Origin of the sequence: Streptomyces sp. NPDC015127 (genome assembly GCF_043080095.1) — a bacterium.
GTDB lineage: Bacteria > Actinomycetota > Actinomycetes > Streptomycetales > Streptomycetaceae > Streptomyces.
In genome coordinates this window covers 491,775-503,552 of the sequence record NZ_JBIBVE010000004.1, presented here as the reverse complement: position 1 = coordinate 503,552, position 11,778 = coordinate 491,775, and the positions used below count along the sequence as shown (strand labels likewise).

The following is an 11,778-nucleotide window of genomic DNA, read 5'->3' as shown; positions in this document are numbered from 1 at the left end:
GGTTGATAGGCCGGATATGGAAGCCAGGTAACTGGTGGAGTTGACCGGTACTAATAGGCCGAGGGCTTGTCCTCAGTTGCTCGCGTCCACTGTGTTAGTTCTGAAGTAACGAACTCGCCTTGCCGGCTGGAGTTCAACTTCATAGTGTTTCGGTGGTCATTGCGTTAGGGAAACGCCCGGTTACATTCCGAACCCGGAAGCTAAGCCTTTCAGCGCCGATGGTACTGCAGGGGGGACCCTGTGGGAGAGTAGGACGCCGCCGAACAATCATTGTGGGGAAGCCCCGGAACCTGGTTCCGGGGCTTTTCTGCGTTCCGGGGCAGTTTCCTCTAAACACATTACGTGCTCGGCCGGCCACAGGGTGAACGGCCGAGCACATATTTCTTCTTCTCGTTCTCGGCCGTCACAGACGGCCGGCAGCCTTCAGTGCCAGGTAGGCATCCGCCAGGGCGGGCGCCAGCTTCTCCGGGGTGGCGTCGACGACCGTGGCGCCGTGGCGCTGGAGTTGCTCGGCCGTGCGCTGACGTTGGATACGGGCCTGTGTGCCGGCTGCTGCCTCGTAGACGCCCTCGGCGCTTCCCCGCTTGGTGGTCATGTGCTCGACATGGGGATCGGCGACGGATGCGACCAGTACGGTGTGCCGACGGGTGAGCTGAGGGAGAACCGGCAGCAACCCTTCCTCGATGGGGGTGGCATCGAGACCGGTCAGCAGGACGACGAGGGAGCCTCGCGGGGCGTTCTGCAGCGCGGCGGCGCTGAGTCCGCGGGCGTCGGTTTCGACGAGTTCCGGTTCCAGCGGGGCGAACGCGTTGACCATGGCGGGAAGGATGTCACCGGCCGAGCGGCCTTGTACTTGAGCCCGTACTCGTCGGTCGTAGGCCAGCAGGCCGACGCGGTCGCCGGCGCGTGAGGCCAGGGCGCTGAGAAGCAGCGCCGCGTCCATGGCGGCGTCCAGCCGCGGCACGTCACCGACCCGCCCGGCCGACGTCCGGCCCGTGTCCAGGACCACGAGAATGTGCCGGTCCCGCTCGGGGCGCCAGGTGCGGACGGCGACAGTGGTCCGGCGGGCGGTGGCCCGCCAGTCGATCGAGCGGGTGTCGTCCCCTGGAACGTAGTCGCGAAGACTGTCGAACTCCGTGCCTTGTCCGCGGATCAGGGTCGTGGTCCGGCCGTCGAGCTCGCGGAGCCTGGCCAACCGCGACGGCAGATGCTTGCGGCTGGCGAAGGGTGGCAGCACGCGCACGGTCCAGGGCACATGGTGGTTGCCCTGGCGGGCGGCGAGGCCCAGCGGTCCGTAGGAGCGCACGGTGACGCGCTCGGAGTGCCGGTCGCCGCGGCGGGTGGGTGTGAGCACGGCGGTGACCCGTCGGCGTTCCCCGGCGGGCACGTCCAGGCGGTGCCGCGAGGCGGCCTGCTCGGTGCCTTGAGCCCACGTGCTCGGCGGCCATGCGTCACGGAGAAGCGCCCGCAGCGGTCGGCTGGACGGGTTGGTGATGGTCAGTTCGACCTGAGCCACGTCACCGAGCCGAACGGATGTGTCACCGCTTCGAGTGAAACGGAGCGTCCGCACTGGCGCGGCGAGTGCGTAGTCGCACAAGATTGCGAGTGAGAGGGGCGCGTTGACAGCGAGCATCCCCGTCCAGCTGGGGGCGAGGATGCCGACGGGGAGAGAGCCGAGAGCGGCGAAGAGCGCCGTCCGTCCGGTGAGGGCCATGAGGAGCCTCAGCGGGGGACAGGGACGTGGGCGAGGATCGCGGTGACGACGGAGTCAGCGGTGACTCCTTCCATCTCCGCTTCGGGGCGCAGCTGAATCCGATGACGCAGAGTGGGCAGAGCCAGGGCTTTCACATCATCCGGGATGACGTAGTCCCGGCCCGTGAGCCACGCCCAGGCACGTGCAGTGGAGAGCAGGGCCGTTGCACCACGGGGTGAGGCCCCCAGAGTGAGCGACGGGGATTCGCGGGTTGCACGGCAGATGTCGACGACATAGCCCGCGATCTCGGGCGACACCGAGACTTTGGCGACGGCGGCCCGGGCCGCCGCCAGGTCGGCGGGGCCGGCCACGGGGCGGATCCCGGCGGCGCCGAGATCGCGCGGGTTGAAGCCCTCGGCGTGACGCGTGAGGACATTGATCTCGTCCTCGCGGGAGGGGAGGGGGACTGTGAGCTTGAGGAGGAAGCGGTCGAGCTGCGCCTCGGGGAGCGGGTAGGTGCCCTCGTACTCGACGGGGTTCTGCGTCGCGGCGACGAGGAAGGGCTCGGGGAGGGGGCGCGGTGTGCCGTCGACCGTGACCTGGCGCTCCTCCATCGCTTCCAGCAGCGAGGACTGCGTCTTGGGAGGGGTGCGGTTGATCTCGTCGGCCAGAAGGAGGTTGGTGAACACCGGACCTTGCTGGAAGGAGAACTCCGAGGTGTGCGTGTCGTAGACCAGGGAGCCGGTGACGTCGCTGGGCATCAGATCAGGGGTGAACTGGACGCGCTTCGTGTCGAGTTCGAGCGAGGCGGCAAGTGCGCGGACCAGCAGCGTCTTGGCGACTCCGGGGACACCTTCGAGCAGGACGTGGCCACGGCAGAGCAGGGCCACGACGAGTCCGGTGACAGCAGGGTCCTGACCGACCACCGCCTTGGCGATCTCGGTGCGCAGGGCCTCCAGGGAGGTGCGGGCGCGGTCCGAGTTCTCAGCTGTCTCGGGGGTCGGGGCGCTCATGAGGTGCGTACCTCTCTTTCGAGGGCGTCGAGTTGGTCGGCCAGTTGAACAAGACGGGCGTCGTCGGCCGGGGCAGGACCGAAGAGCAGGTCACCGATGTCCCGCCCGGTGTCGGGCAGTTGGGCGGAGACCGCAGGAATCAAGGAGTCGGGGGAGTGCGCCTCGGCCGTCGGCAGGCCGAGGAGCGGGGCGAGGCGGGCCCGGGTGGCGGAACGCAGTGAGGCGGCAGCGCGGTCACGGGCGTTGGCCCTGCGGTAGAGGCGGGCGCGGCCTTCGGTGGCCTCGGAGGCGCGAATGGCGACGGGAAGACGCTCGGTGACCAGCGGGCCGAGGCGGCGGGCACGCCAGACGGCGGTGAGGGCGGCTGCGATGGCGAGTTGGAGCGTGCCCCAGAGCCAGCCGGACGGAATCAGGTCGAGAAAGGCGCTTTGGTCCTCGTCGCCCTCTCCGCTGCCATCGGTGCCCTCATCGCCGCCCGCGTCGTCGGCGGAGGGGTCGCTGAGCGACGGGATGTACCAGACCAGCTCGGGCCGGGACCCGAGGAGTTGAAGGGCAAGGGAGGCATTGCCGTGCTTGTCGAGACGGTCGTTGTAGAGGATGTCCGGGGCGCCGAGAAGAACGGTGTCGCCGTCGGACGGGGTGTCGATCCTGACCAGGGACGGCAGTTCGTCGCTCGGGTAACAGCTGTCGGCCCCCGGGGCCTCGGTGCGGTAACGCTCCCCGCCGATATCGGCGTTGCCCGCTCGGCGGGCGGCCGGGTAGGTGCATTGCGGTGTACGGGCCGCGACCCGTGCCGGGACATCGGTACGGACGCCGGGGGCCAGCGTGCCGACGGAGGCCGGGCCTGCGGCGAGCAGTACCGTGCGTCCGCCGGAGACCGAGGTCGCCGCGTGCAGGGCGTCCTGCTGATTGCCGGTCAACAGGTCGGGTTCGGTGACGAGCAGTGTGGTGTCGGGGCCGACGGCTGCGCCTGCCGCATCGAGTGTGGTGACGACTCGTACGGATACGCCCTGGGTCTTCAGGAGTTCGGCGACCGCGCGGCTGCCGTACTGGTCCGCGGAGCGTGGGTCGAGACGGCCGTGGTGGTCTCCGGAGCGCATGGCGGCCATGGCGATGGCGGTGGCGACGAGCAGGGCGATGACGACGAGCACGCCGCGGGCGCGCGTCCACACCTGGCGGGCGGTGGGGGACAAGGAGGTGGTGGCGGCCCCGGTCATTGGGCGCCTCCTTGGACGGCGTCTGTCAGCTGGGGCTTGGCGCGCTCGAGTTCGAGGTCCAGGTCTCGCAGACGTTCGTACGATCGGCGGTCCGCGGTGCGGCCTCCGTACGTGATGTCGTCGAATGCTCGGGCGGCAGCGCGGAGTTCATCGGCATGGACCGGAAGGGCGCGGCCGGCTTCGGCGGCAGCCTCGTCGGCGGTGCGGCCGGGGCGCGGGGTGAGCAGGGCTCGCTCCTCCAGGGAGCGGACGATGGCGCGCATCCGTTCCTGGACGGCCTGGTTCCAGCGACCGTCGCCGGCGTGGTCCTCGGCGGCGCTGCGGTGTTCGCCGGCGCTGCGAGGACCGGCTTCGAAAAGGGAGTCCGCCGTGCTGGAGATGCGCTGGGGCGTGCCGAGACGCCACCACAGTGCTGCCGCAAGGGCGATGACGACGAGGACGATGACGACCAGTCCGGCCGTTCCGCCGAAGCCTCCGCTGCCTGCGCCCTCGAAGAGATCGCCGACCCAGTCCCAGAAGCTGTCGAGGGCTCGTTCGAGCAGGTTCGGGTCGTTCTCGTGGTACCTCGGTTCGGACAGTTCGCGTTCCGCCGCCTCGCGGGCGGGGACGCGCGGAATGTCCACCGGTACGTCGTCGCTCGCTCGGATCAGCGTCTCGGCTGCCGTCGCGCCCCCCGCACTCAGCACCGCATCAGCTCCCGGTGGAGTGGCTGGGCGGCTCGGTTCCGTAGCCGGGGACGCCTGCTGCGCGGGCGAGCTCGAGGTCGAGTGCTTCGCGGCGGATGCGCTGGTCGACGTAGAGAAGCGCGGTCACGCCGGCGGAGATCGGGTACGTGATCGAAGAGGCGATCACGGAGCCGATGCCGGTGATGATCAGGAAGGGCCAGCCGAATTCGGGAGCGTTGCCGCCGAAGAAGTCGCTGAGTCCGACGCCGTCCACAGCGAAGGCGATGATGGTGAACGGGATGGCGATGACCATGCTCACCAGGAAGGCCAGCAGGATCGTCAGCAGGGTGATGCCGAAGACGCGCCACCAGGCGCCCTGCACCAGCTTGGCGGAGCGGCGCAGGGAGGCGATGACGCCCTGGCGTTCGAGTACGAGCGCGGGGGGCGCGAGGGCGAAGCGGATCATCAGCCAGACGACGACCACCAAGGCGGCGATGCCGCCGAGGACCGACAGGAACACTCCGGCTCCGCCGATCAGGACGCCGGGCAGAATGCCCAGGCACATCACCAGCGCGCTGCCCAGCGGCAGGATCAGGATCAGGACCAGCAGGTGGGGCAGCCGGGGCCGGGCTTCCCGCCAGGCCTCGGGGAGCGTCACCGAACGGCCCAGTACAGAGCGGCTGATCACCACGGTGAGCAGTGCGGTGGTCAGGAGCGTGCCGATCAGCATGATGAGCAGCGCCGGGCCCATCGCGATCAGGCTGGCCTGCAGAGACTCCACGGACTGCTGCAGCGCCTCCTCGGGGGTCGCGTCCGGGTCGACCGCGGGTGGCTGGGGCAGCAGATAGCGCTCGACGAGGATGCTGGCGATCTGTGTGAAGACGGAGACGCTGACCGTCACGGCAAGGACCGTGCGCCAGTGGGCGCGTAGCGTCGAGACGGCGCCGTCGAGGATCTCACCGACGCCGAGGGGCCGGAGGGGGATCACTCCGGGCTTCGCCGCGGCGGGACGGCCCCAACCGCCGTGATGCGGGCCGCCCCAGCCGGGGGCCGGCGGCCCGGGGACAGGGCCGGGACCGGTCGGCGCGGACCACTGCCCTGGGGGCGGCTGCTCCTTCGACCACTTCGACGAAGGACCGTCGGCGGGCTCGGCGGGATGCGGTGCGCCGGAGTTCTGCCCGTTGGAAGGAGCCGATCCGGGCGAGGCCCAGCCCGGAGTGTCGTTCACGGTGGTCCACCTCATGGATTGGTCGCGGGGCCGGCTCGCCGAGCCGGCACGTTCACGGTGCCCGTCCGCCTGGCAGGGCGGCTGTGGCAGCCATCGTGCCACGCGGCGGCCCCCGGTGGGCGGGGGCCTCGGTCACCGTCGCACCTTCATTGTCGGAGCCTCACCGTGCAGACTGGGCGGATGGCTGATCAGTCCGTACAAAACCCGGTGGGAACGGCGCCGCCGAAGCTTCCTGTGCTGCGCTGGGACGAGCCGCCCGAAGGTCCCGTACTGGTGCTTCTCGACCAGACCCGGCTGCCGGTCGAGGAGGTGGAGCTGGTCTGCACCGACGTTCCGGCCCTGGTCCGGGCGATCCAGACCCTGGCCGTGCGTGGGGCGCCGCTGCTCGGTATCGCGGGCGCCTACGGTGTCGCCCTGGCGGCAGCGCGGGGCTACGACGTCGAGGAAGCGGCCGAGCTGCTCGAGAATGCGCGGCCCACCGCGGTGAACCTGGGGTACGGGGTGCGCCTGGCGGCCGCTGCGTACCGGGCGGCCGTGGAGGCGGGTGCGGACGGGGAGCAGGCGGCGGCAGCGGCACTCGCGTCGGCGAAGGAGCTGCACCGGGCGGACGCGGAGGCGAGCCGGCGGATGGCGGCGCACGGGCTGGCGCTGCTCGGGGAGCTGCTGCCAGGGGGAGGCCACCGGCTCCTGACACACTGCAACAGCGGGGCGCTGGTGTCCGGCGGGGAGGGAACGGCGTTCGCGGTCGCTCTGGCCGCCCACCGTGCCGGTGAGCTGCGCAGACTGTGGGTGGACGAGACGAGGCCGCTGCTGCAGGGTGCTCGGCTCACGGCGTACGAGGCGGCGCGCAACGGGATGCCGTACAGCCTGCTGACGGACAATGCCGCCGGCTCGCTGTTCACCGCGGGGGAGGTCGATGCGGTGGTGATCGGCGCGGACCGGATCGCCGCGGACGGGTCCGTGGCCAACAAGGTCGGCAGCTATCCGCTCGCGGTGCTGGCGAGGTACCACCACGTGCCGTTCATCGTGGTGGCGCCGACCACGACGGTGGATCCGAGGACGGCGGACGGTGCCTCGATCGAGGTGGAGCAGCGCCCTGGCAGTGAAGTGACAGAGATCACATCTCCGCATGCGGGGGTGGCAGGGCCGGGGGCCGGTGGTGGGGTGTCTGTTGCACCGCTCGGAACTCAGGCGTACAACCCCGCGTTCGACGTCACGCCGCCCGATCTGATCACTGCCCTGGTCACCGAGGAGGGTGTGTTGTCGCCGGTCACGAGGGCCGGAATAGCCGAGCTGTGTGCCAGGTCACGCCAGGTAACGATTAGCTAATGGGATGATGTCGAATATGAAGGGACGAGTCCTTGTCGTCGACGACGACAACGCGCTGGCCGAGATGCTCGGGATTGTGCTGCGTGGAGAAGGTTTCGAGCCGTCGTTCGTCGCGGACGGTGACAAGGCACTTGCCGCTTTCCGGGAGACCAAGCCGGACCTGGTGCTGCTGGACCTGATGCTGCCCGGCAGGGACGGCATCGAGGTGTGCCGGCTCATCCGGGCGGAGTCCGGTGTGCCGATCGTGATGCTGACCGCCAAGAGCGACACGGTCGATGTGGTGGTGGGTCTCGAGTCCGGGGCCGACGACTACATCGTCAAGCCGTTCAAGCCGAAGGAGCTGGTGGCCCGTATCCGGGCGCGGCTGCGGAGGTCGGAGGAGCCTGCTCCGGAGCAGCTGGCGATCGGTGACCTGGTGATCGACGTGGCCGGGCACTCCGTGAAGCGGGACGGGCAGTCGATAGCGCTGACGCCGCTGGAGTTCGACCTGCTGGTCGCGCTTGCCCGTAAGCCGTGGCAGGTGTTCACCCGCGAGGTGCTGCTCGAGCAGGTGTGGGGTTACCGGCATGCGGCGGACACCCGGCTGGTCAATGTCCATGTGCAGCGGCTTCGCTCCAAGGTCGAGAAGGACCCGGAGCGGCCGGAGATCGTGGTGACCGTGCGGGGTGTCGGTTACAAGGCCGGGCCGAGCTGACATGCCCAGTGGCAGCGTTGCTCCGAAGCCCGGCGCGCCGGGAGTCCGTACGGGGCGGGCTGCCGGACCGGGGCGCAAGCCCGCGCGATTCGGCCGTCTGTTCCAGGGGGGCCTGCTGCTTCCTGACGGGGCGGCGTCCGGCGGGCCGGTGCCTCGGCTCGTGATGCGGTGGCTGCGCCGTCCGCTGCTGCCCGCTGTCCGGCTGTGGCGGCGGAACATTCAGCTCCGCGTCGTGGTGACCACGCTGCTGATGTCGCTCGGCGTGGTCCTGCTTCTCGGTTTCGTCGTGGTCGGGCAGGTGCGCAACGGCCTGCTCGACGCGAAGAGCAAGGCGGCGCAGAGCCAGGCGGCCGGCGGATTCGCCGTCGCACGGGAACAGGCCAGCGCGCCCGTCGGCCCCGCGGGCCCGGACGGTGCCGCGTCGGGCGGCAGGAACGCCAACTCGTGGCGGTCCGATCTTGTTGTGCAGCTCGCCAGCGGCGGTCAGGGCTCGTACAACGTGGTCGCTCTCAGCGCCGACTCCGAACAGGACGGCTCGGGGCGCGCGCCGCGGACGTCGGGACTGGTGGATCCGGCGACGATTCCGCAGGCGCTGCGGGACGCCGTGGGGCAGGGCACCGGGACGTACGAGACATACGTCAGCATCCGGTACTGGAACAACGCGTTCGATCCGGAGCCCGGGCTGGTCGTGGGCACCCGGCTGAATGACATCGAGGGGCAGCCGTACGAGCTGTACTACCTGTTCCCGCTGGCGCAGGAGGAGCAGTCGCTCAACCTCGTCCGGGGGACGCTCGCCACGGCTGGGCTGTTCGTCGTGGTCCTGCTGGGCGCGATCGCCTGGCTCGTCGTGCGCCAGATCGTCACGCCCGTGCGGATGGCCGCCGGGATCGCCGAGCGGCTCGCCGCGGGGCGGCTCCAGGAGCGCATGAAGGTCACCGGCGAGGACGACATCGCCCGGCTCGGCGAGGCCTTCAACAAGATGGCGCAGAACCTCCAGCTGAAGATCCAGCAGCTCGAGGAGCTGTCCCGGATGCAGCGCCGTTTCGTGTCGGACGTGTCGCACGAGCTGCGGACGCCGCTGACGACCGTGCGCATGGCGGCCGACGTCATCCACGAGGCGCGCAGCGACTTCGATCCGGTGACGGCGCGTTCCGCGGAGCTTCTCGGGGACCAGCTGGACCGTTTCGAGTCGCTGCTGTCCGACCTGTTGGAGATCAGCCGGTTCGACGCCGGTGCCGCGGCGCTGGAGGCGGAGCCGATAGACCTGCGCGAGGTGGTACGGCGGGTGATCGGCGGTGCCGAGCCGCTGGCCGAGCGCAAGGGCTCCCGGATACGGGTGGTCGGCGACGAGCAGCCGGTGGTGGCCGAGGCCGACGCCCGCCGGGTGGAGCGTGTGCTGCGCAATCTCGTGGTCAACGCCGTGGAGCACGGTGAGGGCAGGGACGTCGTGGTGCGCATGGCCGCCGCCGGAGGGGCCGTGGCCGTGGCCGTACGGGACTACGGGGTGGGACTCAAGCCGGGTGAGGCGACCCGGGTCTTCAACCGGTTCTGGCGCGCCGATCCTGCGCGCGCCCGCACGACAGGCGGGACCGGCCTCGGACTGTCCATCGCCGTCGAGGACGCCCGTCTGCACGGCGGCTGGCTGCAGGCGTGGGGCGAGCCGGGAGGCGGTTCGCAGTTCAGGCTGACCCTGCCGCGCACGGCGGACGAGCCGCTGCGCGGTTCGCCCATCCCGCTGGAGCCCGAGGACTCGCGGCAGAACCGTGAGCGTGCGCGGTCCTCCGACGGGGCCCCGGCCAACGGGCACCGGCTGACGTCCGTGCCGAAGCAGCCGGGGGCGGAATTCTCGCCGCTGCCCGGGCAGGTGCGTGGCGCGGCGCCGCGGGGCGTCGACCCGGCGGCACTGCCGGGCAGTGGTGCCCGCGTCGTGGCGCGGCCGGCCGGGGAGCGGGGCGACGAGGCCGTGGGCCAGGATTCAACCGAGCGGGAGGACACGAGTCGTGGGCGCTGATCCCCGTCGTCAGGGGCGCGCGGGTGGGGCACGTGCGACGGCGCTGCTCGGTGCGAGCGGTGTACTGCTCGCCGGGTGCGCGTCGATGCCGGACAGCGGCGACGTGCACGCGGTGAAGGCGTCGCAGCGCGGCGACTCGCAGGTGCGGGTGTACGCGGTGCAGCCGCGCAAGGGCGCCACGCCCGACGAGATCGTCACGGGCTTCCTCGAGGCGATGACCAGTGACGACTCGAACTTCGCCACGGCCCGCTCGTACCTCACCCCGGAGACGTCGCAGAAGTGGCGTCCCGAGGCGAGCACGACGGTCCTGGAGGCCGCGCCCGTCCCCGGCATGCCGATTCTCGGCGGCCGGGACAACCCGGGCATGAACTATCCGCTGTTCGGCCGGCAGATAGCCACGGTGGACTCCCAGCGCGCCTATCAGCCGGTGACGCCGGCGAACTACCGCAGGACCATCCATCTGTCGAGGCAGAGCGGTCCCGACGGCAAGGAGTGGCGGATCGACAGCCTGCCGCCCGGGCTGCTGCTCGGTGCGTCCGACTTCGAGCGCAACTACGTCTCCGTCAACAAGTACTACTTCGCCTCGGGGCGGAGTGTGATGGTGGCCGACCCTGTCTACATCAGGCAGCGGCAGGACCCGGTGACCCGGCAGGATCCCGTCACGCAGGCCGTTTCGGCGCTGCTGGAGGGCCCGACGAACTGGTTGAAGCCGGTGGTGGAGTCGCGCTTTCCGACGGGCACGGCCCTCAAGAAGGGCACCAGGTCGCTGTCGTTCGACGACCGCAACGGGCTGAGGGTCCCGCTGAACGACCGGGCGTCCGGTGTGGGCAGGCAGCAGTGCACGAGGATGGCCGCCCAGATCCTCTTCACGCTCAAGGACCTGTCGTCGGCGCGGGCCGAGCAGGTGGAGCTGCTGCGGTCGGACGGCAGCCAGCTGTGCGTGCTCACCGCCGGCCAGGCCGAGGAGTACGCGCCGGACCACGGCTCCGGCACGCACGACAACCAGTACTTCGTCGACGAGAAGCACCGGCTGGCGCTGCTCGCGGCCGGTACGAAGGAGATCGGCGCGCCGCAGAACGTGCCGGGGCCGTTCGGCGACGGCAGCATGCCGATGGGCTCCGTGGCGGTCTCCCGCGACGAGCGCACGGCGGCCGCCGTCTCGACCGACGGGAGCAAGCTGTACGTGGCATCCATCGCCTCCGCGACAGAGCTGGACGGCCCGCTGGTGACCAGCCGGGGCAAGAGCCGCGAGAACCGTCTGTCGGCACCCAGCTGGGACGGCAGGGGAGACCTTTGGGTCGCGGACCGCAATCCCGCCGATCCGGCGCTGATGCGGGTGCCCGGCGGTGAGGAGACCCCTCAGGACGTCAAGATCGTGCCGGATCTGGACGGGGCCCGGATCGAGGCGGTGAAGGTGTCGGCGGACGGTGTCCGTGTGGCGCTGCTGCTGACGAAGGACGGCCGGACGACGCTCAAGATCGGGCGTGTGGAGCGGCGCGGCCCGAGCGACGACCTCGCTGTGACCGTGACCGAACTGCGTCCGGCTGCTCCTCAGTTGGAGACGGTGACGGCGGTGTCCTGGGCGGGTCCCAGCCGGCTGGTCGTGGTCGGCAAGGAATCCGGCGGGGTCCAGCAGGTGCGCTTCATCCAGACCGACGGCTCCACCTCGCCGAATGCGATCCTGCCCGGCCTGAACCAGGTCAAGGCCGTCGCCGCGTCGGACGACGAGAACAGGCCGCTCGTGGCGTTCTCGGAGGAGGACGGCATCGTGCGTCTGCCGGCCGGCGCGAACTGGCAGACGCTGGTCGAGAAGGGGTCGTCGCCCGTCTATCCCGGGTGACGGGCGGCCTTCGTCGGTTTCCCGTCTCCGCCCTCCGTCCGGTGCCCGGCGCGTTGTCCACAGGGGTGGCCGCCGGGCGCCGGCCGTC

9 protein-coding genes and 1 rRNA gene are annotated in these 11,778 nt (G+C 70.6%); 5 read left to right on the top strand and 5 right to left on the bottom strand.

Going from position 1 to position 11,778, the window contains the following annotated elements; translation table 11 throughout:
* Positions 1-148 precede the first annotated feature (148 nt).
* Positions 149-265 (top strand): 5S ribosomal RNA (gene rrf / locus ACF08N_RS11160).
* 138 nt (positions 266-403) lie between these two features.
* Here rrf and ACF08N_RS11155 read toward each other — a convergent pair.
* From ACF08N_RS11155 to ACF08N_RS11135, 5 genes are read right to left on the bottom strand one after another with little or no spacing between them, the layout of a single operon-like run.
* On the bottom strand, positions 404-1,714 hold the full coding sequence (locus ACF08N_RS11155) for a DUF58 domain-containing protein (protein WP_392324317.1): 1,311 nt from the start codon (positions 1,712-1,714) through the stop codon (positions 404-406).
* Positions 1,715-1,722: 8 nt separating this feature from the next.
* On the bottom strand, positions 1,723-2,706 hold the full coding sequence (locus ACF08N_RS11150) for an AAA family ATPase (protein WP_392324316.1): 984 nt from the start codon (positions 2,704-2,706) through the stop codon (positions 1,723-1,725).
* Positions 2,703-3,923: a DUF4350 domain-containing protein gene (locus ACF08N_RS11145; protein ID WP_392324315.1), complete on the bottom strand. Its 1,221-nt coding sequence runs from the start codon at positions 3,921-3,923 to the stop codon at positions 2,703-2,705. Before ACF08N_RS11145 ends, ACF08N_RS11150 begins: the two co-directional genes overlap by 4 nt.
* Positions 3,920-4,609 carry a DUF4129 domain-containing protein gene (locus ACF08N_RS11140; protein ID WP_392324314.1) on the bottom strand — a complete coding sequence of 230 codons (690 nt, stop codon included), beginning with the start codon at positions 4,607-4,609 and terminating at the stop codon, positions 3,920-3,922. The genes ACF08N_RS11145 and ACF08N_RS11140 overlap by 4 nt, the downstream gene beginning before the upstream one ends.
* A 4-nt stretch (positions 4,610-4,613) precedes the next feature.
* Positions 4,614-5,816 (bottom strand): glycerophosphoryl diester phosphodiesterase membrane domain-containing protein, encoded by a 1,203-nt coding sequence (locus ACF08N_RS11135; RefSeq protein ID WP_392324313.1) that lies wholly within the window; start codon positions 5,814-5,816, stop codon positions 4,614-4,616.
* Between the two features lie 180 nt (positions 5,817-5,996).
* Here ACF08N_RS11135 and mtnA point away from each other — a divergent pair, with 180 nt between their 5' ends.
* The 4 genes from mtnA to ACF08N_RS11115 are packed head-to-tail and all read left to right on the top strand — an operon-like array spanning position 5,997 to position 11,690.
* Positions 5,997-7,145, top strand: a complete 1,149-nt coding sequence (mtnA, locus tag ACF08N_RS11130) for an S-methyl-5-thioribose-1-phosphate isomerase (protein ID WP_392324312.1) — start codon at positions 5,997-5,999, stop codon at positions 7,143-7,145.
* Positions 7,146-7,149: 4 nt separating this feature from the next.
* Positions 7,150-7,839 carry a two-component system response regulator MtrA gene (mtrA, locus tag ACF08N_RS11125; RefSeq protein WP_392324311.1) on the top strand — a complete coding sequence of 230 codons (690 nt, stop codon included), beginning with the start codon at positions 7,150-7,152 and terminating at the stop codon, positions 7,837-7,839.
* 1 nt (position 7,840) lies between these two features.
* Positions 7,841-9,850, top strand: coding sequence for an MtrAB system histidine kinase MtrB (mtrB, locus tag ACF08N_RS11120; protein ID WP_392324310.1), 2,010 nt, complete (start codon positions 7,841-7,843; stop codon positions 9,848-9,850).
* A complete protein-coding gene (locus tag ACF08N_RS11115; RefSeq protein ID WP_392324309.1) occupies positions 9,840-11,690 on the top strand; it encodes an LpqB family beta-propeller domain-containing protein in 1,851 nt (616 codons plus the stop codon). Before mtrB ends, ACF08N_RS11115 begins: the two co-directional genes overlap by 11 nt.
* Positions 11,691-11,778 lie beyond the last annotated feature (88 nt).